General features: G+C 68.4%; 25 protein-coding genes, 1 other RNA gene and 1 riboswitch. Of the genes, 12 read left to right on the forward strand and 14 right to left on the reverse strand.

Annotation, left to right across the window (positions count from 1 at the left end; all coding sequences use genetic code 11):
• Nucleotides 1-6: 6 nt before the first annotated feature.
• The 4 genes from cobU to AC10V3_RS16590 are packed head-to-tail and all read left to right on the forward strand — an operon-like array spanning nucleotide 7 to nucleotide 3,588.
• Nucleotides 7-681 carry a bifunctional adenosylcobinamide kinase/adenosylcobinamide-phosphate guanylyltransferase gene (gene cobU / locus AC10V3_RS16575; RefSeq protein WP_022536376.1) on the forward strand — a complete coding sequence of 225 codons (675 nt, stop codon included), beginning with the start codon at nucleotides 7-9 and terminating at the stop codon, nucleotides 679-681.
• Complete coding sequence (gene cbiB / locus AC10V3_RS16580; RefSeq protein ID WP_454752374.1) at nucleotides 675-1,649, forward strand: adenosylcobinamide-phosphate synthase CbiB; 975 nt, start codon at nucleotides 675-677, stop codon at nucleotides 1,647-1,649. Before cobU ends, cbiB begins: the two co-directional genes overlap by 7 nt.
• Entirely contained in the window at nucleotides 1,646-2,665 is a 1,020-nt protein-coding gene (cobD, locus tag AC10V3_RS16585) for a threonine-phosphate decarboxylase CobD (RefSeq protein ID WP_490922607.1), read from the forward strand. Before cbiB ends, cobD begins: the two co-directional genes overlap by 4 nt.
• A 20-nt stretch (nucleotides 2,666-2,685) precedes the next feature.
• Nucleotides 2,686-3,588 (forward strand): cobalamin-binding protein, encoded by a 903-nt coding sequence (locus tag AC10V3_RS16590; RefSeq protein WP_022536379.1) that lies wholly within the window; start codon nucleotides 2,686-2,688, stop codon nucleotides 3,586-3,588.
• On the opposite strand, the gene AC10V3_RS16595 is transcribed toward AC10V3_RS16590, so the two are convergent.
• Genes AC10V3_RS16595 through AC10V3_RS16625 form a run of 7 tightly spaced genes read right to left on the reverse strand, consistent with a single transcriptional unit; the run spans nucleotide 3,589 to nucleotide 10,428 of the window.
• Entirely contained in the window at nucleotides 3,589-4,164 is a 576-nt protein-coding gene (locus AC10V3_RS16595; RefSeq protein ID WP_490922608.1) for a histidine phosphatase family protein, read from the reverse strand.
• A complete protein-coding gene (locus AC10V3_RS16600; protein WP_490922609.1) occupies nucleotides 4,149-4,973 on the reverse strand; it encodes an adenosylcobinamide-GDP ribazoletransferase in 825 nt (274 codons plus the stop codon). Before AC10V3_RS16600 ends, AC10V3_RS16595 begins: the two co-directional genes overlap by 16 nt.
• The gene (cobT, locus tag AC10V3_RS16605; RefSeq protein ID WP_490922611.1) at nucleotides 4,970-6,010 is read right to left on the reverse strand and encodes a nicotinate-nucleotide--dimethylbenzimidazole phosphoribosyltransferase; all 1,041 of its coding nucleotides are present in this window, start codon (nucleotides 6,008-6,010) and stop codon (nucleotides 4,970-4,972) included. Before cobT ends, AC10V3_RS16600 begins: the two co-directional genes overlap by 4 nt.
• A gap of 28 nt (nucleotides 6,011-6,038) precedes the next feature.
• Nucleotides 6,039-6,671 carry a cob(I)yrinic acid a,c-diamide adenosyltransferase gene (gene cobO, locus AC10V3_RS16610; protein WP_454752376.1) on the reverse strand — a complete coding sequence of 211 codons (633 nt, stop codon included), beginning with the start codon at nucleotides 6,669-6,671 and terminating at the stop codon, nucleotides 6,039-6,041.
• Nucleotides 6,668-7,516, reverse strand: a complete 849-nt coding sequence (locus tag AC10V3_RS16615) for an ABC transporter ATP-binding protein (RefSeq protein WP_454752377.1) — start codon at nucleotides 7,514-7,516, stop codon at nucleotides 6,668-6,670. Before AC10V3_RS16615 ends, cobO begins: the two co-directional genes overlap by 4 nt.
• On the reverse strand, nucleotides 7,513-8,520 hold the full coding sequence (locus tag AC10V3_RS16620) for a FecCD family ABC transporter permease (RefSeq protein WP_022536385.1): 1,008 nt from the start codon (nucleotides 8,518-8,520) through the stop codon (nucleotides 7,513-7,515). The genes AC10V3_RS16615 and AC10V3_RS16620 overlap by 4 nt, the downstream gene beginning before the upstream one ends.
• A gap of 15 nt (nucleotides 8,521-8,535) precedes the next feature.
• Nucleotides 8,536-10,428 (reverse strand): TonB-dependent receptor plug domain-containing protein, encoded by a 1,893-nt coding sequence (locus AC10V3_RS16625; RefSeq protein WP_490922612.1) that lies wholly within the window; start codon nucleotides 10,426-10,428, stop codon nucleotides 8,536-8,538.
• Between the two features lie 74 nt (nucleotides 10,429-10,502).
• Nucleotides 10,503-10,797, reverse strand: a riboswitch (cobalamin riboswitch).
• A gap of 190 nt (nucleotides 10,798-10,987) precedes the next feature.
• On the opposite strand from AC10V3_RS16625, the gene AC10V3_RS16630 reads away from it, so the two are divergent.
• From AC10V3_RS16630 to AC10V3_RS16655, 6 genes are all read left to right on the forward strand, one after another.
• Nucleotides 10,988-11,293, forward strand: a complete 306-nt coding sequence (locus AC10V3_RS16630; protein WP_041681139.1) for a hypothetical protein — start codon at nucleotides 10,988-10,990, stop codon at nucleotides 11,291-11,293.
• The gene (locus tag AC10V3_RS16635; RefSeq protein WP_022536388.1) at nucleotides 11,290-11,622 is read left to right on the forward strand and encodes a cell division protein ZapA; all 333 of its coding nucleotides are present in this window, start codon (nucleotides 11,290-11,292) and stop codon (nucleotides 11,620-11,622) included. Before AC10V3_RS16630 ends, AC10V3_RS16635 begins: the two co-directional genes overlap by 4 nt.
• Nucleotides 11,623-11,918: 296 nt before the next feature.
• Nucleotides 11,919-12,136, forward strand: a non-coding RNA gene (gene ssrS / locus AC10V3_RS16640) — 6S RNA.
• A 110-nt stretch (nucleotides 12,137-12,246) separates the two neighbouring features.
• Nucleotides 12,247-12,729 (forward strand): EVE domain-containing protein, encoded by a 483-nt coding sequence (locus AC10V3_RS16645; RefSeq protein WP_454752379.1) that lies wholly within the window; start codon nucleotides 12,247-12,249, stop codon nucleotides 12,727-12,729.
• The gene (locus tag AC10V3_RS16650; protein ID WP_022536390.1) at nucleotides 12,729-13,553 is read left to right on the forward strand and encodes a sulfite exporter TauE/SafE family protein; all 825 of its coding nucleotides are present in this window, start codon (nucleotides 12,729-12,731) and stop codon (nucleotides 13,551-13,553) included. Before AC10V3_RS16645 ends, AC10V3_RS16650 begins: the two co-directional genes overlap by 1 nt.
• A gap of 114 nt (nucleotides 13,554-13,667) precedes the next feature.
• Nucleotides 13,668-14,366 carry an SIMPL domain-containing protein gene (locus tag AC10V3_RS16655; protein ID WP_022536391.1) on the forward strand — a complete coding sequence of 233 codons (699 nt, stop codon included), beginning with the start codon at nucleotides 13,668-13,670 and terminating at the stop codon, nucleotides 14,364-14,366.
• A 131-nt stretch (nucleotides 14,367-14,497) separates the two neighbouring features.
• On the opposite strand, the gene AC10V3_RS16660 is transcribed toward AC10V3_RS16655, so the two are convergent.
• From AC10V3_RS16660 to AC10V3_RS16680, 5 genes are all read right to left on the reverse strand, one after another.
• Nucleotides 14,498-16,051: a malonate--CoA ligase gene (locus AC10V3_RS16660; protein WP_349606251.1), complete on the reverse strand. Its 1,554-nt coding sequence runs from the start codon at nucleotides 16,049-16,051 to the stop codon at nucleotides 14,498-14,500.
• Between the two features lie 104 nt (nucleotides 16,052-16,155).
• The gene (locus AC10V3_RS16665; protein ID WP_022536393.1) at nucleotides 16,156-16,938 is read right to left on the reverse strand and encodes an enoyl-CoA hydratase/isomerase family protein; all 783 of its coding nucleotides are present in this window, start codon (nucleotides 16,936-16,938) and stop codon (nucleotides 16,156-16,158) included.
• A gap of 5 nt (nucleotides 16,939-16,943) precedes the next feature.
• A complete protein-coding gene (locus AC10V3_RS16670) occupies nucleotides 16,944-17,957 on the reverse strand; it encodes a Bug family tripartite tricarboxylate transporter substrate binding protein (protein ID WP_022536394.1) in 1,014 nt (337 codons plus the stop codon).
• A 147-nt stretch (nucleotides 17,958-18,104) separates the two neighbouring features.
• The gene (locus tag AC10V3_RS16675) at nucleotides 18,105-19,562 is read right to left on the reverse strand and encodes a malonyl-CoA decarboxylase domain-containing protein (RefSeq protein WP_454752382.1); all 1,458 of its coding nucleotides are present in this window, start codon (nucleotides 19,560-19,562) and stop codon (nucleotides 18,105-18,107) included.
• Between the two features lie 75 nt (nucleotides 19,563-19,637).
• Nucleotides 19,638-20,345, reverse strand: a complete 708-nt coding sequence (locus AC10V3_RS16680) for a GntR family transcriptional regulator (protein ID WP_022536396.1) — start codon at nucleotides 20,343-20,345, stop codon at nucleotides 19,638-19,640.
• Nucleotides 20,346-21,165: 820 nt separating this feature from the next.
• Here AC10V3_RS16680 and AC10V3_RS16685 point away from each other — a divergent pair.
• Together AC10V3_RS16685 and AC10V3_RS16690 are read left to right on the forward strand one after the other, a co-directional pair.
• Nucleotides 21,166-22,269, forward strand: coding sequence for a YjgN family protein (locus tag AC10V3_RS16685; protein ID WP_490922615.1), 1,104 nt, complete (start codon nucleotides 21,166-21,168; stop codon nucleotides 22,267-22,269).
• A gap of 25 nt (nucleotides 22,270-22,294) precedes the next feature.
• Nucleotides 22,295-23,314 carry a M48 family metallopeptidase gene (locus AC10V3_RS16690; RefSeq protein ID WP_490922617.1) on the forward strand — a complete coding sequence of 340 codons (1,020 nt, stop codon included), beginning with the start codon at nucleotides 22,295-22,297 and terminating at the stop codon, nucleotides 23,312-23,314.
• A gap of 19 nt (nucleotides 23,315-23,333) precedes the next feature.
• On the opposite strand, the gene lgt is transcribed toward AC10V3_RS16690, so the two are convergent.
• Together lgt and AC10V3_RS16700 are read right to left on the reverse strand one after the other, a co-directional pair.
• The gene (gene lgt, locus AC10V3_RS16695; protein ID WP_022536399.1) at nucleotides 23,334-24,152 is read right to left on the reverse strand and encodes a prolipoprotein diacylglyceryl transferase; all 819 of its coding nucleotides are present in this window, start codon (nucleotides 24,150-24,152) and stop codon (nucleotides 23,334-23,336) included.
• 44 nt (nucleotides 24,153-24,196) lie between these two features.
• Nucleotides 24,197-25,162 (reverse strand): LysR family transcriptional regulator, encoded by a 966-nt coding sequence (locus AC10V3_RS16700; RefSeq protein ID WP_022536400.1) that lies wholly within the window; start codon nucleotides 25,160-25,162, stop codon nucleotides 24,197-24,199.
• Nucleotides 25,163-25,181: the final 19 nt, after the last annotated feature.

Consider the following 25,181-nt stretch of genomic DNA (forward strand, 5'->3'; position numbering starts at 1 on the left):
ACGCGGATGGAAACCCCGGCCATCGCACCCGCCTCCGCGCCCGGCACGGCCGCCGCTACCCAGCCGCGAGCCGCCACCAGCGGGAACGGCGCGCGCCAGCTCACGCTGGTGCTGGGCGGCGCGCGTTCCGGCAAGAGCCACTACGCCGAACAGCTCGCCACCGACCACGCCACCGTCATCGGTGGCCCGGTCACTTACGTCGCCACCGCGCGACAAGACCCGGCGCACGCCGACCAGGAACTCGAAGTCCGCATCGCGCTGCACCGCGCGCGCCGCCCCGCCGACTGGCGCCTGGTGGAAGAGCCGGTGCACCTGGCTGACGCGCTCTATGCCAACGCGCGCCACGACGGCTGCATCCTGGTGGATTGCATGACGCTGTGGATGAACAACCTGCTCTTCCCCGACGGCCGCAGCTATCCCGAGCACGGCGTGATCACGCCGCCCGATCCCTTCACCGAGGAAATCGAAGCGCTGCTCACCGCGCTGCCCACGTTGCCCGGCCACGTAATCCTGGTCTCCAACGAGATCGGTTTCGGCGTGATCCCGATGGGCGCGATCACCCGCTTCTATGTCGATGAACTGGGCCGCCTGAACCAGAAGCTGGCCGCTGCCGCCGACCGCGTGCGGCTGCTGGTGGCGGGCATCCCGGTTGCGGTCAAGGGCGCCGATCCCGCATGCTGATGCAGGCCTGGCCGGCCTGCGTTGCCGCTGCACTGGCAGGCGTGCTGCTGGACCGCTGGCTGGGCGAGCCGCGCCGCTGGCATCCGCTGGTGGGATTTGGCCGCATCGCCAGCGCACTCGAACGACACATCAATGATCCTGCGCATCGCGGCGCGCCGTGGCGGCAGCGCCTGGCCGGCGTTGCCGGCTGGTGCGCGCTGGTGCTGGTGCCAGCCGCGCTGGCGTGGGGGCTGGTCGAAGCTGCCGCGCGCTGGCATCCGCTTGCCGCGCTGGCGCTGCATGCGCTGGCACTGTATGCCGCGCTCGGCGCGCGCAGCCTGCACCAGCATATCGCCCCCATCGCCGCCGCACTCACCGCCTCCGACCTGCCGACCGCACGTAAGCTGACCGCGCGCATCGTCTCGCGCGACACCGCCGATGCCGATGCCGAAGCGCTGGCGCGCGCCGCCTGCGAATCGGCGCTGGAGAACGGCAACGACGCGATCTTCGGCGCGCTGTTCTGGTTCCTGGTTGGCGGCGCACCCGCTGTGATCGCGTTCCGGCTGGCCAATACGCTCGATGCGATGTGGGGCTACCGCACGCCGCGGCTGCTGTATTTCGGCTGGGCCGCGGCGCGCATCGACGATCTGCTCAACCTCATTCCCGCGCGGCTGACCGCGCTGTCCTACGCACTGCTCGGCGCCACCGCGCAGGCGCTGCGCTGCTGGCGCACGCAGGCACCCGCGTGGTCCAGCCCCAATGCCGGCCCGGTGATGGCCGCGGGCGCTGGCGCGGTCGGCGTTCAGCTCGGCGGTCCGGCGCGCTATCACGGTGAAATTGAGCAACGTCCGCCGCTGGGCGCGGGCACCGCGCCGCAGGCCGCGCATGTGATGGCCTGCCTGCGGCTGGTCGATCGCGCCTTGTGGCTGTGGCTCGTGCTGGCAGGCGCCAGCGCGCTGGCCGTTCTTGCCGTTTCCACGCCGACGTGAGCACCGCCCTTGCCCCGATCCGCCATGGCGGCAACCTGCTGGCCGCGGTGCGCCGCTACGGCCGTCCTGCCGACGACTGGCTCGACTTGTCCACCGGCATCAATCCCGACGGCTATCCGGTGCCGGCACTGGCCGCGCAGGTGTGGCAACGGCTACCGCAAGATGATGACGGACTGGCCGAGCTGGCGGCGCAGGCTTGCGGTGCGCCGCAGGTGTTGCCCGTCGCCGGCTCGCAGGCTGCTATCCGCACGTTGCCGGGCTTGCTGCGCGCGGGCCGCGTGGGCATCGCCGCGCTGGGCTACAGCGAATATGCGCCCGCCTTTGCCGCGGCCGGACACTCGGTGGTGCCGCTGGATGAAGCGGACTTCGCGCGGGAAAACCTCGCCAACGCACTCGATCATCTCGTCGTGGTGAACCCGAACAACCCGACCGCCCGGCTGCTGCCGCCCGCTACGCTGCTGCGCTGGCATGCCTTGCTGGCGGCGCGTGGCGGCACGCTGGTGGTCGACGAAGCCTTTATCGATTGCTTGCCTGCGTCATCGGTCGCCGCGCACAGCGGCGCAGCCGGGCTGGTGGTGCTGCGTTCGATCGGCAAGTTCTATGGCCTCGCCGGAATCCGCTGCGGCTTCGTGCTGGCGCAGCCGGCGCTGCTGGAAGCGCTGCGCGAGCGGCTGGGCCACTGGACCGTCTCAGGCCCGGCGCGCGAGGTCGCGCGCCATGCCTTGACGGACCGAAGCTGGCAGCAGGCGACCCGCGCACGGCTGTGCGCGGCAGGCGCCCGGCTCACCGCCCTGCTGGAGCGCCGCGGGTTCGCGCCCGTGATGCACCCGCTGTTCTGCTGGGTGCCGCATGCCGATGCCGCACGGCTGCATGAAGCCCTGGCACAGCACGGTGTCTGGACCCGGCTGTTCGACGCCGCCGGCGGCTGCCCGCCGAGCCTGCGCCTCGGCCTGCCGCCCGACCAGACAGAAGCCTGGTCGCGTCTCGATGCAGCGCTGGCCGCCGTCACTGCCTGATCCACGCCCCCCCTACATCCATGCTGAACCTCCCGAAGTCCGCCATCGTCCTCGCACTGGCTGCTGCCCTGCCCGCGCAAGCCGCCGTGTCGGTCGTCGACGATGCAGGCCAGACCGTGACACTGGCCCAGCCCGCGCGCCGTGTGATCTCGCTGGCGCCGCACGTGACCGAAATGATCTTCGCCGCCGGCGGCGGCGACCGCATCGTCGGCACGGTCAGCTACAGCGACTATCCGCCGCAGGCGCGCGAGATCCAGCGCGTGGGCGACAACAAGGCGCTGGACCTGGAGCGCATCGCCGCGCTCAAGCCAGACCTGATCGTGATCTGGCGCCATGGCAATGCGCAGAAGCAGACCGACCGGCTGCGCTCGCTCGGGCTGCCGCTGTTCTACAGCGAGCCGCGCAAGCTGGCATCGATCCCGGAGAACCTGGAGAAGCTCGGCACGCTGCTGGGCACCGAGACAACGGCGCGGCGCGCGGCCGACAGCTTCCGCCAGCAGGTGGAGACGCTGCGCAAGACCTACGCGGCGCGGCCGCCGGTGACAGTGTTCTATCAGGTCTGGCAGCAGCCGCTGATGACGCTCAACGGCCAGCACCTGGTCAGCGACATGCTGGCGCTCTGCGGCGGGCGCAACCTGTTCGCGGCAGAGACGCCGCTGGTGCCGACGGTGTCGGTGGAAGCTGTGATTGCGGGCAATCCTGAAGCGATGCTGACCGCGGGCATGGGCGCCACGCGCTCGGACCAGCCGCTGCCGGACTTCGAGATGTGGCAGCGCTGGAAGCAGGTCACCGCGGTGGCACGCAACAACCTGTTCGTGATCGACGGCGACCTGGTCAACCGCGCCGGCCCGCGCGTGGTGCAAGGTGCCGAGCAGATCTGCAAGGACCTCGACACGGCCCGCAAACGACGCCCCGCACGCTGATCAGGCGCCGCGGTTCCACCAGTCCAGCCGCACGCCGCCCGCGCCGAGCCGGAAGCGGCAACTGGCGCCGAAGCCAAGCGCCCAGTTGACGGTGACCGCCAGCGGCACGCCCAGCCAGTGCGCGGCCAGCATGCGCATCGGGCCGGCATGGCTGACCACCCAGATGCAGTCAATGCTGTCCACATCGAGCGATCCGGCCCAGCCGGCGACACGCGCCATCGCCTGCGCGGGCGATTCGCCCCCGTGCGGGCGGCCATGCAGCAGGTCCGCCGCCCACTGGTCGAGCGCGTCGCGGTCGATCGCATCCCACGCAATGCCCTCCCACGTACCGAAGTCGATTTCGCGCAGCCGCGGCTCGCTGTCGATGGCGGACACGCCGGCCGTCTGCGCCAGTGCCTGCGCGGTCCCGCTCGCGCGCGCCAGCGGGCTGGTGACGATGCGCGCAGGCGCCGGCAGCCCTGCCACGATCTGCGCCACCGCGGGCGTCAGCGGCGACACCAGCGGCAGGTCGAGGCAGCCGTAGCAAGTGCCCGCGGGGACCTCCGGCTGCGCGTGGCGGATCAGGACCACATCCATGCCGCGGCCACCAGGTAGAGCAGGATTTCCGCGCACTGCTGTGCCATGCCCAGGCAGTCGCCGGTATAGCCGCCGATGCGTCGCACGAAATAGCGGCCGAGCAGCCACCACAGCACCAGCAGCGCGGCAATGGCCGCGGCGCAGAACAGCGGCGACAGCAGCCACAGCGGCGCCAGCCCGCACAGCAGCGCGAACACCAGTCCCGCGCCGGCCAGGCGCTGTGCCACCGGCTTGGCCTTGCCCTCGGGCCGCACGTAAGTGAGCGTGGCGAGATAGCTGACCGCCATCGCGCGGCTGGCGGCATGCGCGGCCACGATCACCATCAGCAGCACGGCCAGCCCGCCGTGCGCGCCGATCGCCACCAGCAGCTGCCACTTGAGCAGCAGCGCCACGACAAGCGCGATCGCGCCGAACGCGCCAATGCGCGAGTCATGCATGATGCGCAGCACATCCTCGCGCTGCCAGGCGCCGCCGAAGGCATCGATGCAGTCGGCAAGGCCGTCTTCATGGAAGGCGCCAGTCAGCAGCAGCGTGGCGGCCATGCCCAGCAGCACGGCGACCCCGATGGGCCACCACAGCATCGCGCCCCAGGTGACCAGTGCGCCCACGCCACCGACCAGCAGCCCGACCAGCGGGAAATAACGCGCGGCAGCGTGCAGGTAATGCGGTTCGAATCCGACCCAGCGCGCCAGCCAACCGGGCAACGGCACGCGCGTGAAGTAGCCCAGCGCCGTCAGGAAGAAGCGCAGCTCGCCTGCCAGCCCCGTGGGGGCGCCTGGCGCCGGCACCGGGTCGGACGGCACGCTCATGACGAGGCGGTGCTGACACCGGCGCCGCTGAAGGTCGCCATCTCGTTCAGGAAAGCGACCGCCGACGCCACCAGCGGCCATGCCAGCGCGGCCCCGGTGCCCTCGCCCAGGCGCAGGTCCAGCGCCAGCAGCGGCTCGGCGCCGAAATACGCGAGCAGCGCGCGATGGCCGCGCTCGTGCGAGCAGTGCGTGAACACGCAGTACTGCAGCACGTTGGGGTCGAGGCGCTGCGCCACCAGCAGCGCGGCCGAGGCGATAAAGCCGTCGACCAGGATCACCATGCGGCTGGCGGCGGCGGCCAGGAAGGCACCGGCCATCATCGCGATCTCGAAGCCACCGAAGGTGGCCAGCACCTCGAGCGGCGCCTCTGCCCCGGCATGCAGGGCGAGCGCGCGTTCCAGCACTTCGCGCTTGCGCGCCAGGCCGGCATCGTCGAGGCCCGTGCCGCGGCCGATGCAGTCGTCAAGCGGCAGCCCGGTGAGTCGCTGCATCAGGCAGGCGGCTGCCGAGGTATTGGCAATGCCCATCTCGCCAAACCCGATCACATTGCAGCCCTGCTGCGCATGGCGCAACACGCGCGCCATGCCGGCCGTCATTGCGGCGGCGGCCTGTTCAGCCGTCATCGCGGGCTCGACCGCGAAGTTGCGCGTGCCGTCGGCAATGCGGCAGTTGACCAGCCCCGGCGCCGGCGGCAGCGGCACGCGCACGCCTGCATCAACGACCTCCAGCGCAATGCCATGCTGGCGCGAGAACACATTGATCGCCGCACCGCCCCTCAGGAAGTTCTGCACCATCTGTGCGGTGACTTCGGCCGGGTAGGCGCTGACGCCCGCATCGGCCACGCCGTGGTCGGCGGCAAACACGATCACCGTGGGCCGCTGCAGCGCGGGGCGTTGCGTGCCGAGGATCAGGCCCAGTTGCAGCGCCAGCGACTCGAGCCGGCCCAGCGCGCCGAGCGGCTTGGTCTTGTCGTCGATGGCAGCCTGCAACGCGGGGCGCAAAGCCTCGTCGAGGGGAGCGATTTCCGGAAACTGCATAGCTTTGCTCTGTGTGTTGAAGTTGCGGCTACATTTCCACGCCGCGCTGGGCCTTGATGCCCTGCTGGAAGGCATGCTTGACCGGCGTCATGTCGGTGACGGTGTCGGCCGCCTCCACCAGCGCCGGCGGCGCGCCGCGGCCGGTAATCACCACGTGCTGCATCGGCGGGCGCGCGCGCAGGTCGGCGATGACCTGCTCCACGTCAAGATAGTGCAACTTGAGCGCGATGTTGAGTTCGTCGAACAGCACCAGGCCGATCGCCGGATCGCGCAGCATGCCGCGCGCCACTTCCCAGGCGGCTTCGGCCTTGGCCACGTCGCGGGAACGGTCCTGGGTTTCCCAGGTATAGCCCTCGCCCATCACGTGGAAGGCGCATTCCTCGGGAAAGCGGCGCAGGAACATCTCTTCGCCGGTAGGCTGCGCGCCCTTGATGAACTGGACCACCCCGGTGCGCATGCCATGGCCGAGCGCGCGCACCACCATGCCGAAGCCCGAGCTAGACTTGCCCTTGCCGTTGCCGGTGGTGATCACGATCACGCCGCGCTCGTCCTGCGCGGCGGCGATCTTGGCGTCGACCACTTCCTTCTTGCGCACCATGCGCGCCTTGTGGCGGGCGTCGCGGTCCGCGTCTTCGGTGGAGGGATTGCTGGAATCGGTCATAGGGAGGGGTCTTGCGTATCGGTAAGTGGCGCCGCGGCGCCATCGGGAATCAGTGCAGTATGCACGCCGTCGGTCACGCTGACGATGGGGGTGCGCAGCGCGCGCGAGCAACGCGCGGGGGTCAGGACTTCAGCGGCCGGGCCGTGCAGTGCGGTGCCGTCTTCGGCCATCAGCAGGGCGTGGGTGGCGTAGCGCAGCGCCAGTGTCAGGTCATGCAGGATCACCACGATGGCGTGGCGCCCGGCGTGGGCCAGTGCGGCGAGCTGCTCCAGCACCACGATCTGGTGGCGCAGGTCCAGGTGCGATACCGGTTCGTCCAGCAGCAGCAGCGGCGCCTGCTGCGCCAGCGCCGCGGCCAGCGAGGCGCGCTGGCGCTCGCCCCCGGACAGCGTCAGCACATCGCGCGCGGCCAGCGCTTCGATATCCATCGCGCGGATCACGTCGCGAACGATGCGCTCGTCCTCGCGTCCGGTCCAGCCCCAGCCCGACAGGTGCGGGTGGCGGCCCACGCGTACCGCATCGAGCACCGACATCGAAAACGTGTCATGTACCGCCTGCGGCAGGTAGGCGCGCTGGCGCGCCAGTATCGCGGGCGCAACCTGCGTCGGTGCGATGCCGTCGATCTCGACGCTGCCGCCATCGGCATGGCGCAGACCGGCCAGCACCGTCATCAGCGTGGATTTGCCGGCACCGTTGGGCCCGGCGATGCACCACAGCTGGCCGGGGCCGATGCTCAGCGTCAGGCGCTCCACCAGCACGCGCTGGCCGGTGCGCAGCCGCACATCGCGCAGCGCGAGCGCCGGGCACGCGGTCAGCGGATGGGACCAGGGCGCGCCCGAAGTCATCGCGGCCTCCGCAGCAGCAGGTAAAGGAAAGTCGGCACACCCAGCAGCGCGGTGATCACGCCCACCGGCAACTGCGCCGGCGCGATCACGGAACGGGCGATCAGGTCGGCGGCCATCAGCAGCGCACCGCCCAGCAGCACCGCGGCCGGCAGCAGCAGGCGCTGGTCGTTGCCCCACGCGAGCCGCACCAGGTGCGGCACCACCAGCCCGACAAAGCCGATCGAGCCGGCCGTGGTGATCGCCGCGGCAATGCACAGCGACGCCAGCATGAAGGTCGCCAGCCGCACGCGGCCGACGCGCACGCCCAGCGACTGCGCCACGGTCTCGCCCAGCAGCATCACGTTGAGCGCGCGCGCCATCGGCATCGCCAGCAGCAGCGCCACGACCAGCATCGCAAGCGCGCCGCCGTAGCTGGCGGTGCCGCTGAGGTCGCCGGTCAGCCAGAACAGCATGCCGCGCAGGCGCGATTCCGGCGCGACTGCGAGGATCAGCGTGATCATCGCTCCCCAGCCGGCGGCCAGGATCACGCCGGTCAGCAGCAGCCGGGCGCCGGCCTCGCGGTGGCCGCCCTGCACCTGCGGATGCAGCAGGTCGCGCCGCGCCAGCGACGCCACCAGCACCATCGACAGCAGCGCCCCCACGGCGGCGGAGGCCTGCACGCCCCACCACGGCGCCAGCAAAAGCATGGCCAGCAATGCGGCGGTGGAGGCGCCGCCCGATACGCCCAGCACGTATGGTTCGGCCAGTGGATTGCGCAGCAGTACCTGCATCAACGCGCCGGACAAGGCCAGCAGTCCCCCGCAGGCAAACGCCGCGGCCGCGCGCGGCAGGCGCAGCTCGCGCACGATCGCGCCGGCAGTGCCAGTGTCCGCGCCGCTCAGCGCCAGCCACAGCTCGCGCGCATCGAGCGAGACGCTGCCCAGCGCCAGCGAGGCCGCAAACACGAACAGCGCAGCCAGCGCGAGCGCCAGCCAGACCGCCAGGGCGCGCCGCAGCTCAGACATGGCGCGCCCGTGCGCTCATCGCTGGCGCCAGCCCAGCATGATAAAGCCCGCGCGCCCCTGCGTGTTGTAGGGGAAGGCGAGCTGGTAGTCCTTGTCGAACAGGTTTTCGACGCGGGCGCCAATGAACCATTGCTTGTCGATGTTGTAGCGGGCGTTCAGGTTGACGATACCGTATCCGCCCAGCCGGCGCGAGCCCGCATCCATGCGCGCCGACGACAGCAGCCATTCGCCGCCAAAGCGCCAGTTGCCGAAGTTGCGGCCCACATCCAGCGCGGCGTGGCGGCGCGCGCGGCGCAGCAGCTGGGTATCGGACTGCTCGTCCACCGGGTTCTGGAAGGTCACGCTGGCGCCGATGTCGGTGCCGTACACGGTGGCGCGCCACGAAGCCTCGATGCCCTGCACCTTGGCCTTGTTGACGTTCTGCGCCAGGAACAGGCCACTGGGTTGCAGCGCCGCCACGATCAGGTCGTTGTAGCGCGTCTCGAACGCGGTCACGCGCAGCAGGCCGGCGCTGGCGGTGCTGTACTGCACGCCCGCCTCGACCGACTTGGCGCGCTCGGGCTGCAGGTTGGGCTGGCCGAAGTTGGGGAAGTACAGCTCGTTGAAGGTCGGCGCGCGGAAGGCATTGCTGACGTTGGCGATCAGCTTGAAGGCATCGGTCAGGTTGTAGCCGTAGCCCGCGAAGAAGCTGCCCTGGTTGCCGAAGTCCGAGTAGTGGTCGTTGCGCGCGTTGAGCTGCAACTGGTGCTTGCCGAAGCGCCCGTCATAGCCGCCGAACACCGAGAATACATTGCGCGTGGGCGCGCCGTAGGCGGTCGTTTCCAGCTCCTGCTGCAGGTAGTCGGTGCCGAACAGCAGTGTGTGATTGGCGGCCAGCGCATACTCGTTCTGCCAGTTGAACTGGCGGTTGCGGGTATTGAAGGTGCCGTTGGGATTGCCGTTGAGGAAGGTGTCGCTGCGGTCCTCGCTCTGCGCCAGCTTGAAATGCGTGGTCCAGTCCGCGCCCACCTTACCGTTGACGAAGGCCGACAGCGTGTACAGCTCGCTGTTGGTGCGGTTGTCGTCGGTCGGGCGACCAAAGGCACTGTCGAACGACACCTTGCTCTTCGAGTAGTAGCCGGTAATGCCCGCATCCCAGTTCGGCGTGAAGCGGTGCTTGACCTGGCCCGACACGCTCTGGTTCTCGTACGGATTGTCGTTGGGGTTGGCGCGCGGCGCCTGCTGCGTATTGATCGACGAGAAGCCGTCGGTCTTGAACGCCGAGCCGGTCAGGTTGAACGAGGTATCGCCGATCTGGCCGCCATAGCCGACCGTACCCTGGCGCGTATTGTTGCTGCCGTACTCCACCGCCGCATTGGCCGCCGGTGCCTGCCCGGCGCCGCTCTTGGTAAAGATCTGCACCACGCCGCCGATCGCATCCGAACCATACAGCGCCGAGACGTTGCCGCGCACCACTTCGATATGGTCGATCTGGTCGGGCAGGATATTGGCCAGCTGCGCGGTACCACTGCTGGCGGACGACACGCGCACGCCATCGATCAGGATCAGCGTCTGGTTCGAGTTGGCGCCGCGCATGAACAGCGTCGTGTTGCTGCCCATGCCGCCGTTGGTCGAGAACTCGACGCCGGCCTGGTTGCGCAGCAGCGAGCGCAGGTCGGGCGCCTGCGAGTTCTGGATGTCCTGCTGCGTGACCACCGTGGTGTGCGGCAGCGCCTCGGTAATGGCTTGCGCGGTACGGGTGGAAGTGACCACCACCGGCGCGAGCTGCGCGGTACCGCTGTCGGTCGCTTGCGCGAACGAAGTGGCCGGAACCAGGGTGAACGAGGCGATGGCCGCCAGGATGGCGGGCACGGACGGACGCACCGCCGGGGCTGCCGGGCGGGTCGACCTGTGAAGCGATGAACGCATGATGCAGGACTGGGATAGGACGGCCGGGCCCGTTCCCCCGCGGACCATATGGCGATGAGGCGTGCCGCGCACGGGCGGCAGCCCGCGTTCAGGCCGGTATCCGGGCTGGCGACACGGGGCCGGCGCCTTCCCGAACCTGAGGTTCAGTGGCATGTGGCCGGTCCTGCGCGGCATGGGGCCGGGAACGGATCCCGGCATTGCCAGCGGCCGAAATGATCGGGCTGGCAGATGCGCACGCGGTCGCTTACCGTTGCGGGGGCAGCACAGGTTGGCCTTTCCGGCACGCTGCCGGCCCGGCTCCCTGTTTCCCGTTGAACTGCCCTTTCGCCAGGGACGAAAAGGGCGAGCACCTGAGACGTGCGCGAGTGTAGGGAGTTTCGCACCCCGCGTCAACGCGGCCTCTCGTAGGGCTTTGTCACAACTCTCGCGGGGTTTTGGGTGCAGAAGGCTGCAACTTCCGCACCGCTTCCGGGTCAGAAACGCTTCCCTTCGCATTGTGCGAGGCTTCGCATCGGCTAGAATCGCGTTACCTGACACTACTCCCATCATGACAGGCCCTATGCTCACCGAACTCGAACAACTGGCCGCCAAGATCGGGCGCGTGCTGCACCATGCGGACACCCTGGCGGCGGAGAACCAGCGGCTGCGCGACGAGATCGCCCGGCTTGAGGGCGAAGCCGCGCAGTTGCGCGGCGAGCGCGAGGCCATGGCTGCCGACCGCGAGCTGCTCAATATCAAGATCGAGGAAGCGCAGCTGCGCATCCAGTCCATCCTTGACAAGCTGCCGACCGCCAGCGACACGCGCCAGCTCGACCTGCTGGGCGAGGGCGCGGAGCCGCACAAGGCCCCCGGAGAACACGCATGAGCAACAAGCAAGTCGAAGTCAATATCGCCGGCCAGCCGTACCGCTTTGCCATCGCCCCCGAGAACGAGGCTGCACTGCTCGACGCGGTGGCGCTGGTCGACACGCAGATGAACAAGCTGCGCAACGGCAGCGCCGCCAAGGGCGTGGAACGAGTCGCGGTGATGGCCGCGATCAGCATCGCCTCTGACCTGCTGTCCCTGCAGCGCAAGCAGCAGGCCGACGGCGCGATTCCCGTGGAGGCGATCCGCGCACGCATCCGCGAACTGAACGAGCGCGCCGACGAGGCGCTGCGGCAGTACGCGCACGTGGGTACTGGTACACGTGGCTGACGGCGTCCGTGCGCGGCACCACCGATCTGCCGAAATGTGGTGGATGTGCAGAGGATGCCGCGCTGTCGCGCAAAATGTAACGGTACGCACGAGTGGACTTGGTATGCCCTGCAACGCGGTGTATAGTGTAGCCAGACTGCACGAGGCACCACAGATGTGCAGCTGACAGGTTGGGTTATCGCGCCCGGCCGCCGTTTTCATCCCATCCTAGTTAGAAACGGCAAACGTCTGACATCCCGCACGCGGACCCGGTTTTCCGGGCACGACGATGCGGCTGGAGCGTCAGACGTTTGACAGTTTCCCTGCCTGGTTCGTGAGGGTCATAAACTCCTTGAACCGATATGCATTGCATGGTGCGGGATTATGTCGCGTGGGCGAGCGCGTCGTCGCACTCATAGTCTGGGCCTGGCTTGGACTCCCTGAGTGGATGATGTACCCGAAATGCGACTTCCGCAGCCACTCTGAACCTCACTTGGGTTCAGGATGCCGACCCAGCGGCCGAGGCGGGGACCCCTTAAAAAGGCGGTGGTTTTCTGAACCATCGCCTTTTTTCTTTGTTGTCTGCAGCGCGTGCCAACCCTGCGCACCCGGTGCCTTGATCTGCCTTCCATCCTGAGCCGCGCCGTGAGCCCGAACCAGAACAAACGCGCCCGCCAGTACTGGCTGATGAAATCCGAACCGGACGAAGCCAGCATCGACGACCTGGCCCGTGAAGGCACGCTGCCGTGGACTGGCGTGCGCAACTACCAGGCGCGCAACTTCATGCGCGACGCCATGCAGATCGGCGACGGCGTGCTGTTCTACCACTCGTCGTGTCCCGAGCCGGGCATCGCCGGGCTGGCGGAAGTCTGCTCTACCCCCTACCCCGACCCGACCCAGTTCGACCCCAAGAGTCCCTACCATGATGCAGCCTCGAAGCCGGACGCCCCGCGCTGGCTGCTGGTCGACGTGCACTTCGAGCGCAAGAGCAAGCTGATTTCGCTGGCGGAGCTGCGCGAGCACGAGGAACTGGCCGACATGGTGGTGCTCCGGCGCGGCAACCGGTTGTCGATCACGCCGGTGACGCCGGCAGAATGGCGCTTTATCACCGGCAAGCTGATGCGCTGATGCAGTTCGACAGCCTGCTGGTCCTGATCCCCGCGCTGCTCGCACTCGGCGCCTTCACCGGCTTTTGCGCCGGCCTGCTCGGCGTGGGCGGCGGCATGATGATGGTGCCGTTCCTGACGCTGCTGTTCACGTCGCTGGGATTTCCCGCCGAGGCCATCGTCCATATGGCGATCGCCACCTCGATGGGCACGATCCTGTTCACTTCGCTGTCGTCCGTGCGCGCGCATCACCAGCGCGGCGCGGTGCGCTGGCCGATAGTGCTGGCATTGGCGCCGGGCATCGTGGTCGGCGGCATGATCGGCGGCGGCAAGGTCTTCGCGGCGCTGAAGACCAGCTGGCTGTCGCTGGCCTTTGCCGTCTTCGTCGGCTTCTCGGCGCTGCAGATGCTGCGCAACCGGCGCCCTACCCCTGGCCGGCAATTGCCCGGATTCGCCGGAATGGCAGGCACGGGCGGGTTCATCGGTTTCCTGTCGAGCCTGGTGGGTGCGGGCGGCGCCTTTGTCTCGGTGCCGTTCATGACCTGGTGCAACGTGCCCATCCACAACGCGGTGGCCACGTCGGCCGCGCTGGGCTTCCCGATTGCCGCGGCCAGCGTGGCCGGCTACGTCTGGAGCGGCTGGCAGATGCCCGGCCTGCCCGCGGGCTCGCTTGGCTATATCTACCTGCCGGCGCTGGTTGTGATCGCAGGGGCCAGCGTGCTGACCGCGCCGCTGGGCGCACGCACCGCGCACGGGATGGATGTCGGCCAATTGCGCAAGGTCTTTGCGGTGCTGCTGCTGTGCCTGGCGTCGTACATGCTGTGGAAGGCGTGGCAGGCGTTCTGAACGTCCGCAGTCGCTGTCTTCATAACCATCGTCGTAACAATCGTTTGCATTGTCGCGGAACGTTTCGCCGGCTGATTCCGTCTGATACCCATCACGTTTGAACGGGAGATCAAGATGAAACAGTGGCTTGCCGCCACCCTGCTGGGTACCACCGCCATCGTCGCCTCGGCGCACGGCGGCCCCACCGAACCGCCCTCGGGCGTGCTGTCGCTGAACGCGCAGGCCGTCGCCGAAGTACCGACGGATATCGTCCACCTGACGCTGGCCGCGGAACAGGAAGGCGCCGAGCCCGGCGCGATCTCATCGGCGCTGTCGACGCGCACGCAGGCGGTGATCGCGCAGGCGCGCCGTGTGCAAGGCGTGACCGCAGAATCAGGCGGCTTCACCATCCACCCGAGCACCGACCGCAACGGCCGCATCAGCACCTGGCGCGGGCGTTCCGAGGTCATCCTGAAGTCGCGCGACTTTGCCGCGGTATCGAAGCTGGCCGGCGAAGTGGCCAACCAGATGCAGGTGCAGAACATCGCCTTCTCGCTGTCGCGCGAAGCGCGCGAGGCGGCCGAGACCAAGCTGGCCGAGCAGGCCATTGCTTCGTTCCGCAACAAGGCGCAGGCGAACACCAAGCTGTTCGGCTACAACAGCTATACCATCCGGGAAGTGAACCTGAACGAGACCGGCGTGGTGCCGCCGGTGCCGCGGATGTATGGGGCGGCCAAGGCGATGATGGCTGACGCTGGGGCGCCGGTACCGGTCGAGGGCGGGAAGACGCAGGTGACGGTGTCGGTGAATGGGTCGGTACAGATGTTGAAGTAAGGCACCAACGCAGAAAAAGCGCGCGGTTTTGGGTGCTCCAAAGCCGCCCGAACTAGCAACTAGCCTAAGCAAGGTGTTCTCCCTCTCCCGCTTGCGGGAGAGGGAGAACACCGGCAAGCGCTCAAAGGCCCTCACAGCACCGCAAACTGCTCCCGCAACACGTTCTTCTGCACCTTCCCCATCGTATTGCGCGGCAGCTCCTCCACCACGTGCACGCGCTTGGGCACCTTGAAGTTGGCGATGCGGCTCTTGAGCGTGCCGATCAGCGCCGACTCATCGAACTCCGCACCCGGCTTCGTCACCACCACAGCCACTACCGCCTCGCCAAAATCCGCATGCGGCACGCCGATCACGGCGCTCTCGGCCACGCCCGGCATCTCGTCGATAAAGCTCTCGATCTCCTTCGGGTAGACGTTGTAGCCGCCCGAAATGATCAGGTCCTTGCTGCGCCCGACGATGGTCAGGTAGTTGTCCGGCACCTGGCGCTCGCCTGACTGGCTGACGATGGCGCCGCCGAAGCGACCCACGTCGCCGGTCTTGAACCAGCCGTCTTCGGTGAATTCTTCGCGCGTTTTCTCCGGCATGCGCCAGTAGCCCGTGAACACGTTCGGGCCCTTGACCTCGACGTTGCCGATCACGCCCGGCGCGCACGCCTTGCCCTCGCCATCGACCACGCGCACCGACACGCCCGGCAGCGGCATGCCGACGGTGCCGCCGATGCGCTCGCCCAGCGCCGGATCGTACGGGTTGGACACCAGCATCACGGTCTCGCTCATGCCGTAGCGCTCCAGGATGGTATGGCCGGTGCGCTCGCGGAAGGCGTCGAAGGTCTCCAGCAGCAGCGGCGCCGAGCCCGACACGAACAGGCGCATGCGGCGGCAGGTGTCGTCATCGAAGCGCGGCTCCTGCAGCATGCGCACGTAATAGGTCGGCACGCCCATCATCACGGTCGAGCGCGGCAGGAATTTCAGCACTTGCGCCATGTCGAGCCTGGGCGCCCAGATCATCTTGGCACCGGCCAGCAACGCGCCGTGCGAAGCCACGAACAGGCCGTGCACATGGAAGATCGGCAGCATATGCAGCAGCACGTCGTCGCTGCGCCAGCCCCAGTATTCGTGCAGCGTCTGCGCATTGGATGCCAGGTTGCGGTGCGTCAGCATCGCGCCCTTGCTGCGGCCGGTGGTGCCGGAGGTGTAGAGGATGGCGGCGAGGTCGTCGTCCGTGCGCTCGACGGTCGTGAAGTTGTCGGACTTGGCGGCGGCGCGCGCCAGCAGCGAGCCGCTGCGGTCATCGTCCAGCGTGAACACGTGGTTGACGCCATGGCGGAATGCCACCTTGGACACCCAGCCGAAATTCTTGCCGCTGCACACCACCACCGACGGCTCGGCGTTGCCGACGAAGTAGTCGATCTCGGCCTCCTGGTAGGCGGTGTTCAGCGGCAGGTAGACATAGCCGGCGCGCAGGGTGGCCAGGTACAGGAACAGCGCCTCGGGCGACTTCTCCACCTGCACCGCCACGCGCGCGCCTTCAGGCAGGTGCAGCGAGGCCAGCAGGTTGGCCAGCTTGGCGGTGGCGCGGTCGAGGTCGTCCCAGCTGTAGTACAGGCCGTCATGCGTCTCGATGCAGCAGGCGGTGCGGTCGGCGGGAAAGCGGGATTCGAACAGGGCGAACAGGTTGGCGTTCATGGTGGGGATCGAACGAAAGACTGCGGAAATCGGGCGATAAACGGGATAAGCGGTCACCGCCCGGGGGCGGCAACCGCGGCAAGGCAGCATCTTACCGGGTCGCGCTAGGCTCCTCGGAATTGCGGCGGGCGGCGCGCGAGGAAGGCGGCCACCCCTTCAGCGTGGTCGGCGCCCTCGGCATAGGCAAAGTGAGCGTCGAGTTCGGCGGGCGACAGCGGTGCGGGCAGCGGCGCCAGGCGCAGGATGGTGGCCTTGTTGATGCGGGCCGCCGTGGGCGCACCGGCGGTGATGCGGCGCACGGTGGCATCGACCTCGGCCGTCAGCGCACCGGGCTCGACCACGCGCGTGAGCAAGCCCTTGTCGCGTGCCTCGGCAGCGTCGAAGACGCGGCCTTCGAGCAGGATCTCCAGCGTGGCCGCACGGCCTGCCAGCGCCAGCAAGCCTTGCAGCTCGCCCGGCGCCATCGGGAAGCCCAGCCGGTTGATCGGCACGCCGAAGCGGCTGTCCGAAGCGGCGATACGCAGGTCGCAATGACAGGCGATCTCCAGCCCGCCGCCCACGCACACGCCTTCGATCATCGCCACGGTCGGGAGCGGGCATTGCGCGATCGCCGCCAGCGCCGGCGCGATGGTGGCCATATGGTAGTGCCGCACCGCGGCTGCGTCGCCGCGCTCGGCGGGAAACTCGGCGATGTCGGCGCCAGCGGCAAAATTGCCGTCGGCGCCACGCACCACCACGCAGCGCAGCGCGGTATCGGCCGACAGGCGCGCAAAGCCCGCGGCCAGCTCGCGCCACATCTGCGCGGAGATGGCGTTGAGCTTGCCGGCGTGCGACAGCGTGACGGTGGCGATGCTGTCCGCGGTGGCGAAGATGACGGTGCCGCTCATCTTGCTCAGTCGATCTTGGCGCCGGACTGCTGCACCACCTGCGCCCAGCGGCGGATCTCCGCGCGCTGGAATTGCGCGAACTGCTCCTGGGTGAAGGCCGGCGTCTCGGAGCCGTTGTTGAGCCAGACCTGCTTCAGTTCAGGCGAGTTCAGTGCCTTCTCGGTCTCGGCGTACAGGCGGTCGACGATTTCCTTGGGCGTGCCCTTGGGCACCCACATCGCATACCAGGTCGAAACCTCATAGTTCGGCACCCCGGCCTCGGCCGCGGTCGGCACATTGGGGAAGGCTGCCGAGCGTTTGTTCGAAGCCACCGCCAGCGCCTTGATGCGGCCGGCGCGGATATGCTGCGCCGACGAGCCCAGGCCGTCGAACATCAGGTCGACCTGGCCCGCGATCAGGTCGGACAGCGCCGGGCCGGCACCCTTGTACGGGATATGCGTGATGAAGGTCTTGGTCTGGATCTTGAACAGCTCGCCGGCCAGGTGGTGGGCCGAGCCGTTGCCGGCCGAGCCGTAGTTGAGCTTGCCGGGATTGGCCTTGGCGTAGGCGATCAGTTCCTGCAGCGTGTTGGCCTTGACGCGGTTGGGGTTGACCACCACCACCTGCGGCGGCTGGGCGATCACCGTGACGGGGATGAAATCCTTCTCGATGTCGTAGTCCAGCTTCTTGTAGAACGACGGCGCAATCGCGTGGTGGGCGCCGCCGATAAACACCGTATAGCCATCCGGCGCGGCCTTGGCCGCGATGCTCGCGCCGACCGTGCCGCCGGCGCCGCCGCGGTTGTCGATCACGAACTGCTTGCCGAGCTGCTTGGACAATTGCGCGGTCAGCGGCCGCGCAAAGGCATCGGTGCCGCCGCCGGCGGGGAACGGCACGATCACGGTGACGGGCTTGGACGGCCAGGTGTCCGCATGTGCGGCGGGTGCCGCAAGCATTGCGCCGGCACTGATGCCTGCCAGACCCAAAGCCATGCCGGCTGCCCGCGCGGACGCGGCCAGGCTGAACTGACGACGATTCATCTTGTGTCTCCTCTCTCTTCTGCGGAAAGTCAATCCGATGGCCGCGGCGAACCTGCTGCGGCTTGATTTGCTACTTAAGTCCCGACAAGAAAACACGGCGCGCCAAGCGCCGCCTGTGCGGGGGCGATCCCCGTGACCGGACCAGGGTCACAGCAGCTTCCCGACGCTACGGCTGATGCGCGGGTTGCCTGCGCCCAGGCGAGCCAGATTGTCATCCAGCGCCTCGGGCACGTAAAGGTAATTCACCATCATGCCGCAGCTCTGGCTGCGGCCTTTGCGCGACAGGTCGGCAGCCCAGTTCAGGCGTTCGACGCAGGCGCCGTTGCCCAGGTGGAAGCGCGCCACGGGGTCGGCCGGCATGGCCTGGTTGCGTTCGCGCACCAGGTAGTGCGCGGCCAGGGTCATGGCGGTATCGCGGGTCACCGCGTCGGCGGCATCGGGCGCCAGCGCCTCCAGCCATGCCGCGCCGTCCGCCGGCGCGTTGCCGTGGCGCTCGCTCCAGCGTGCCACGCGCTTGTCGCCGAGCACTTGCGACACAGCCGCGCCGTCTTGCTTGCGCAGCCAGTCGGCAAATCCGGGGATCGGCGACAGCGTCGCAAACTGCTTCACTTTCGGGAATTCGCGCTGCACCTCCTCGATCACGCGCTTGAGCAGGAAGTTGCCGAAGCTGACGCCGCGCAGGCCCGCCTGGGTATTGCTGATCGAGTAGAAGATCGCCCACTTGACGCGGCGCAGGTCTTCCAGCGGGGCGGCCTCGTCGAGCAATGTATGCACATTGGCGGCCATCTCCGGCGCGAATGCCACCTCGACAAAGATCAGCGGCTCGCGTGGGATGCGCGGGTGGAAGAACGCATAGCAGCGGCGGTCCGAGTCGAGCCGGTTGCGCAGGTCGGTCCACGAGGCGATCTCGTGCACGGCTTCGTAGCGGATCAGCTTTTCCAGCAGCGACGCGGGCGAGTCCCAGGTGATCGGCTGCAGCTCCAGCAGGCCCACGTCGAACCAGTTGGAGAACAGCGCCTCGAGGTCGTCGTCGAGCGCGCGCAAGCCGGGCACGCGGCGCTGCCAGCGCAGCATGTCGGCGCGCAGCTGGATCAGGAAGTGCAGGCCGCAGGCGCTGTTGCCGCGCTGGCCGTGCAGCGCCGCCAGGCGCTTGAAGAAGCGGATGCGGGCGTTGGAGAGCGCCTGGGTCAGGCCGGAATGTCCGGTGTGCGCGCGGGCACTGCGCGCGCCTTTGTCGCTGTCCGCCGCAGCTTCGTCGCTGCCGCTGCTGCTGGCCACCTCGGCCAGCACCGCCAGCATGCCCCGCCGCGCGGCCTCGCCGGCCGCTTCGTACTCGGCTTGCCAGGCGTGCGCGGCGGCGTTGGCGGCGCCATCGGTCAGGCGCGCATCGAAGCACAGCCGCAGCTGCTCGCGCTGGCGCCGCGCCGCGCGCGGCGGCAGCGGCGCCTCGCCATCGGCAGGCGTGGCGGCGGCGGGTGCCTTGTTTTCGCCCTCGCCCTTGCGCCCCCACCAGCGGCCCAGCCGCGACAGGAAATTCGTGCCCGCCGGCTCGCTCTCGCCCAGCGGCGCGCTGATTTTCTGGTCAACCGTGTCGAAGGAATTCATACCTTGCCTGCCTTGGTGCATCGATCGGAACGTGAAGGAACTGGCTGTTTCCATTGCGGCGTGCGTGCCCTGCCCCTACTCCTCGCCAACCGCAACGCGGCGCGCGGGCGGCGCACGGCCGGCCTGCGCATCGGCGCCGCCGGCATCGAGCGCCTTGAGCGCGGCGCGCTGGCGCAGCAGGTGGGTCTTCATCATCGCCTCGGCGCCTTCCGCGTCACGCGCCTTGAGCGCGGCGAACACGGACAAGTGCTCGGCGCAGGATTCGTGGATCCGGCCTGGCAGCTTCAGGCTCTTGTGGCGCGACAGCCGCAGCACCTTGCGCAGGTCGCTGATCAGCCCCGACAGCCAGCGGTTGCCCGCCAGCCGCTGGATCGCTTCGTGGATCTGGGCATTGGTCTCGTAGTAGGCGTCAATGTCGCCCGCCTGCGCGTAGCGCGCCAGGTCGGCATGCAGGTCCTCGAGCGCGCCCAGGTCGGCGCGCGTGGCGTTCTGGGCGGCCTCGAAGGCGCAGCGGCCTTCCAGCAGCGCCATCAGCGGGAAGATCTCGTCCAGGTCCTGCTCGGACAGCTCGTTGACGAAGCAGCCGCGGCGCGGCTCCAGCCGCACCAGCCCTTCGGCGGCCAGCACCTTGAGCGCCTCGCGCAGCGGCGTGCGCGAGATGCCCAGCGCTTCGGCCATCGCGCTTTCGTCGACCCAGGCGCCGGGCGCGAGCGTGTGCGCGTCGATCATGGCGCGCAGCCGGTCCGCCACTTCCAGGTACAACGCCTGCTGGATGATGCGCATGCCCAACCCCGGGATGAATGCGAGGATCGAGGGACCTCGATCCGATTCTGCACCGGTCACGCGAATGCGCCCCGGTCGTCATAATTCATAATTATGGATTAGGGCGCGAACGAGACAAGGAATTTCGATGTTGCGGCGCAAAATCAGCCCAGATAGGGATTTGCGGTATTCGGCGTGGGGATTTGGCTGCCGGAGAATGCGCCGGCGGGAGAGGTGCGGCGGACGTTTCCCAGCCTCCCTGCAAGGAAACGTCCGCGCCTGAAAGAACTGCCAGAACTGCTTTCTCATCGCAGGCAGGCACTGACAGCAGTGTCCGCCGCGTGGGTCATTGAACAACCTGGCGCTGGCCCGGCGCCACCCCTTGAAAACGCGCTGACGCGCGGATTTTCCCGTTTGCCCTTGTATTCTCGTGAAGCGCGCTGGCTGTGCCGCCCTTGCGGGCCATGCCTGACCCTCCCTCGCGCTCCCGTTGGCGGCCTGTGGCATGCCGCTCATCTTGTAACAGGATCTATAGCGATTAACGTGCCAGAGATGCTAAGTCTCTGATTTAATTGATGACTGCTATTCGAAACTTGTTACAGAATACGTCTAGTGTAACAGGATGTTTCTGGAGTGTTACGAGGGTTTTCCCATAATGTCCGCGAAACAAGCCGGCTGGCGGCAATTGCATATGCAAAATGTGCCGTAGCCTTTGTTTATCGATGCGAGTATGTGTGCGGCACGCCGCAAAGGCAGCAAATCATTTGGTTTCATTAATGGAGCGGATCAGGCGCCGCTTTTCTCTTTTCGTCGCTTTTCCAACACATCCGGAGCTTGTGCCATGAACGCTGGCAGTAGCGATTTCACCCTTTCCGCCACGCCGGACTCCCCCGCCAGCGCGCCGGCCCCCGCCGATCCGCGCGATGGCGAGCTACGGCCCCTGGGCCTTTCCTTTACCGGCACGGGCTCGGAGTACTTCCGCATCTGGATCGTCAATGTGCTGCTGAGCATCGTCACCTTCGGCATTTATTCCGCCTGGGCCAAGGTGCGCACGCTGCATTATTTCTATCGCAATACCCGCCTCGACGGCGCCAGCTTCGATTACCACGGCAAGCCTTCGGCCATCCTGAAGGGTCGGGCCATCGTGGTCGCGCTGGCGTTCGCGTTCCAGATTGCGACCAATGTGTCGCCCTTCCTTTCGCTGGCGATGCTGGTCGCGCTGCTGGCAGTGTTCCCGCTGCTGCTGGTGCGCTCGCTGCGCTTTCGCATGGCCAATTCCAGCTACCGCGGCTTGCGCTTTGCCTTTGCCGGGCGCGATGCCGAGGCCTACAAGGTGTTCGTGCTGTGGCCGCTGGCGGCGGTGTTCACGATTGGCCTGCTGGGCCCGCTGGCACACCAGCGCTTCAAGCGCTACCAGCACAACCACACGCGCTTCGGCACGGCGCCGTTTGCCTTCAGCGCCGGCGCAGGCGATTTTTACGGCGTCTACCTGCGCGCCTTCGGCATGATGGTCGCAGTGGTGGCCATCGCGGGAGCGGGCAGCTTCGTGCTGGGCGCGACCGCATCCGGCAAGCTCGGCACGGCGCTTTCGTTTGGTATCGGCATCGCAGGTTTCTACCTGGCGCTGCTGGCGGTCAGCCCCTACCTGATGGCGCGCCTGCAGAACATCGTGTGGAGCCAGACCACGCTCGCGCCGCACGCGTTCCGCAGCGAGATCAAGGCCGGGCGCATGGTCTTTATCTTTGTTACCAACCTGATCGCCATCGTGCTGACGCTGGGCCTGTACCTGCCGTTCGCGCGGGTGCGCGCGGCGCGCTACCGGCTGGAATGCGTGACGATGCTGGCCGCCGGCCCGCTCGACAGCTTCGTCGCGGGCGAGGCCGAGCAAGTGGGGGCGCTGGGCGACGCGGCGGTAGACTGGTACGACATCGACATCGCGCTCTGAGCCCGGGCGCCCCATCGCCAGCACCATGATTCCAGTCACCTTCTTCGACGGACGCACCTCGCGCGCGCACCCCGCCACGCTGGCCGTGGAGGCGCAGCAGGCGGTGCTGCGCGACGACACCGGCGCCGAGCTGCGCCGTGCGCCGTTGTCGGACGTGCGCGTATCCGAACGCGTGCGGCGCGCGCCGCGGCTGGTCACCTTCGCCGACGGTGCCTTCTGCGAAATCGCCGACCACGCCGCCTTCGACCATATGCTGGCCGCAAGCGGCCATCGCGAAGGGCTGGTGTCGCGCGCGCAGAACAGCTGGCGCGTGGCCGGGTTGGCGCTGGCCGCGCTGCTGGCGGTGCTGGTGCTGGGCTACTCCGTGCTGCTGCCGTGGGGCGCGGGCGCGATGGCGCGTGCGGTGCCGCCGCAGGTCGAGGCCCACCTCGGCAAGCTGACGCTGACGAGCCTGGACAATGGCATCGTCAAGCCATCGCAGTTGCCCGCCGCGGAACAGCAGCGCATCCGCTCGGGCTTCGCGGCGCTGGTACGTCCGCGCGACGCCGGGCATGAGTACCAGGTGCTGTTCCGCCAGGGCGGCGAACTCGGCGCCAATGCGCTGGCGCTTCCGGGCGGCACAATCGTGGTCACGGATGAACTGGTGAGCCTGGCCGGCACCGGCCCCGGCATGATGGGCGTGCTGGCGCACGAGGCCGGCCACGTGGCGCTGCGCCACGGGCTGCAGCAGGTGATCCAGGCATCCGCGCTGGGCGCGCTGTCGGCCTACCTGTTCGGGGATATCTCGACGGTGCTGGCCGGCGTGCCGGCCGCCATGCTGACGCTGCGCTATTCACGCGACCACGAGCGCGAAGCCGATGACTTTGCGATCGCGGTCATGCAGCGCAACGGCCTGCCGCCCGCGGCGCTGGCCGATGTGCTGGTCAAGCTGGAGAACCGGCGCGGTGCGGCGTCGGACGCCGAGGCAGAGCGCGGCCAGGACTTCCTGTCGACGCACCCGCAGACCCGTGCCCGCATCGAGGCCCTGCGCCGCACCGGCAAGTAAGTGCTGCGGCGCCGGTCGCTCAGGCCACCGGCTGCGGCGCGTCCGCGCCGGGCTGGCGGCGATAGGCCCAGATCACCATGGCGATGCCGGCCAGGATCATCGGCAGGCTCAGCCACTGGCCCATCGACATCTTCAGCGCCAGCAGCCCGAGGAAATTGTCGGGCTCGCGCGCGAACTCCGCGGCAAAACGGAACGCGCCGTAGCCGATCAGGAAAACGCCCGAGACCGCGCCCATCGGCCGCGGCTTGCGCGCGAACAGCCACAGGATGATAAACAGCGCCACGCCCTCGCCGGCAAACTGGTAGAGCTGCGACGGATGGCGCGGGATGTTGTCGCCCGCCTGCGGGAAGATCATGCCCCACGGCAGGTCGGTCGCGCGGCCCCACAGCTCGCCGTTGATAAAGTTGCCGATGCGCCCGGCGGCCAGGCCGCACGGGATCATCGGCGCGATGAAGTCGGTCACCTCCATCCAGTGGCGCCGGCGCAGCTTGCCGAACAGCCACATCGCCACGATCACGCCCAGGAAGCCGCCATGGAAGGCCATGCCACCTTCCCACACCTTGAAGATCTCCAGCGGGTGCGCCAGGTAGTACGACGGCTTGTAGAACAGCACGTAGCCCAGCCGCCCGCCCAGGATCACGCCCAGCACGCCGAAGAACAGCATGTCGTCCAGGTCGCGCGTGGTCCAGCCCTTGGCCGCGATATGCGGCTGGCGGATGCGCAGGCGCCCGAAGCCCAGGAACATGATGAACCCGGCCAGGTACATCAGCCCGTACCAGCGGATGGCGAGCGGGCCCAGGTGGATGGCAACCGGGTCGAACTGGGGATGAATCAGCATGTTGGCCTGAATGGAGTTGGGGACGGGCCTGGGCCCGCATGTAGTCAGCGAGGGTCTTGCCCGGCGGTGGCGGCCGTCTCGTGCGCGAGCGCGGTCGCGATCTCGATGAAGGAACGCAGTACCGGCGCCACGCCGGCGGCGCCCGCCGCACCAGTGGACGCGCCATCGCGCCAGACCAGGCCGGTCTCGATCTGCGGCCCCGCCTCGCGCAGCGCCAGGTACGACACGCCGGTGCGGCGAAGGTTGCACAGCGACGCCGGCACCAGCGCCACGCCCATGCCGGCCGACACCAGGCTGACGATGGTCTGCATCTGGATGGCTTCCTGCGCGATCACCGGCGCCAGGCCCTCGCGCGCATAGTAGCCCGTAATGATGTCATAAAACGCCGGCGCGCTTCGGCGCGGGAAGATGATCAGCGGCTCGTGGGCCGCCTCGCGCAGCGAAACCGTGCCATTTGCCGCGAACGCCCCGCCGGCCGGCCGCCAGCCGTCCGGGACGGCCAGTACCAGCGGCTCGCTCACCAGCGGCAGGTAGGCCAGGCCGTGCGGCATGGCCGGGAGCTGCGGTCGGATCACCAGGCCGGCGTCGATCGCCCCTTCCATCAGCGCTTCCAGCTGCACGTCGCTGGTGGCCTCGCGCAGCTGCAGCTGCACCTCGGGGTGGCGCGCCCGGAAGCGCCGCAGCAGATCGGGCAGGATGCCATAGTCGGCCGTGCTGACGAAGGCCAGCGACAGCGAGCCCACCTCCCCGCGCGCCAGCCGTTGCGCCAGCCCGGGCAGCGCCGCGGCGTCAGCCAGCACCCGGCGCACCTCAGGCAGCCACTGCTGGCCGGCCGGCGTCAGCACCACCGAGCGGCGCGTGCGCACGAACAGCTGCACGCCGATTTCCTCTTCCAGCGCCTGGATCTGCTGCGACAGCGGCGGCTGCGTCATCGACAGCCGGCGCGCCGCGCGGCCGAAATGCAACTCTTCGGCCACTGTGACGAAGTAACGCAGCTGGCGCAGGTCCAATCGGGCTCCTGATATGTTT

The sequence above is a fragment of the Cupriavidus sp. PB-02 genome (genome assembly GCF_058252315.1).

Coding starts and splice junctions, on each gene's coding strand:
- AC10V3_RS16685 (WP_490922615.1), top strand. CDS start 21,166: ATGAACGCTGGCAGTAGCGATTTCACCCTTTCCGCCACGCCGGACTCC.
- AC10V3_RS16590 (WP_022536379.1), top strand. CDS start 2,686: ATGCTGAACCTCCCGAAGTCCGCCATCGTCCTCGCACTGGCTGCTGCC.
- AC10V3_RS16655 (WP_022536391.1), top strand. CDS start 13,668: ATGAAACAGTGGCTTGCCGCCACCCTGCTGGGTACCACCGCCATCGTC.
- AC10V3_RS16650 (WP_022536390.1), top strand. CDS start 12,729: ATGCAGTTCGACAGCCTGCTGGTCCTGATCCCCGCGCTGCTCGCACTC.
- AC10V3_RS16615 (WP_454752377.1), bottom strand. CDS start 7,516: ATGACTTCGGGCGCGCCCTGGTCCCATCCGCTGACCGCGTGCCCGGCG.
- AC10V3_RS16595 (WP_490922608.1), bottom strand. CDS start 4,164: ATGGATGTGGTCCTGATCCGCCACGCGCAGCCGGAGGTCCCCGCGGGC.
- AC10V3_RS16620 (WP_022536385.1), bottom strand. CDS start 8,520: ATGTCTGAGCTGCGGCGCGCCCTGGCGGTCTGGCTGGCGCTCGCGCTG.
- cobU (WP_022536376.1), top strand. CDS start 7: ATGGAAACCCCGGCCATCGCACCCGCCTCCGCGCCCGGCACGGCCGCC.
- AC10V3_RS16690 (WP_490922617.1), top strand. CDS start 22,295: ATGATTCCAGTCACCTTCTTCGACGGACGCACCTCGCGCGCGCACCCC.
- lgt (WP_022536399.1), bottom strand. CDS start 24,152: ATGCTGATTCATCCCCAGTTCGACCCGGTTGCCATCCACCTGGGCCCG.
- AC10V3_RS16665 (WP_022536393.1), bottom strand. CDS start 16,938: ATGAGCGGCACCGTCATCTTCGCCACCGCGGACAGCATCGCCACCGTC.
- AC10V3_RS16670 (WP_022536394.1), bottom strand. CDS start 17,957: ATGAATCGTCGTCAGTTCAGCCTGGCCGCGTCCGCGCGGGCAGCCGGC.
- AC10V3_RS16625 (WP_490922612.1), bottom strand. CDS start 10,428: ATGCGTTCATCGCTTCACAGGTCGACCCGCCCGGCAGCCCCGGCGGTG.
- AC10V3_RS16600 (WP_490922609.1), bottom strand. CDS start 4,973: ATGAGCGTGCCGTCCGACCCGGTGCCGGCGCCAGGCGCCCCCACGGGG.
- AC10V3_RS16660 (WP_349606251.1), bottom strand. CDS start 16,051: ATGAACGCCAACCTGTTCGCCCTGTTCGAATCCCGCTTTCCCGCCGAC.
- AC10V3_RS16630 (WP_041681139.1), top strand. CDS start 10,988: ATGCTCACCGAACTCGAACAACTGGCCGCCAAGATCGGGCGCGTGCTG.
- AC10V3_RS16680 (WP_022536396.1), bottom strand. CDS start 20,345: ATGCGCATCATCCAGCAGGCGTTGTACCTGGAAGTGGCGGACCGGCTG.
- cobT (WP_490922611.1), bottom strand. CDS start 6,010: ATGCAGTTTCCGGAAATCGCTCCCCTCGACGAGGCTTTGCGCCCCGCG.
- cbiB (WP_454752374.1), top strand. CDS start 675: ATGCTGATGCAGGCCTGGCCGGCCTGCGTTGCCGCTGCACTGGCAGGC.
- AC10V3_RS16675 (WP_454752382.1), bottom strand. CDS start 19,562: ATGAATTCCTTCGACACGGTTGACCAGAAAATCAGCGCGCCGCTGGGC.
- AC10V3_RS16635 (WP_022536388.1), top strand. CDS start 11,290: ATGAGCAACAAGCAAGTCGAAGTCAATATCGCCGGCCAGCCGTACCGC.
- cobO (WP_454752376.1), bottom strand. CDS start 6,671: ATGACCGATTCCAGCAATCCCTCCACCGAAGACGCGGACCGCGACGCC.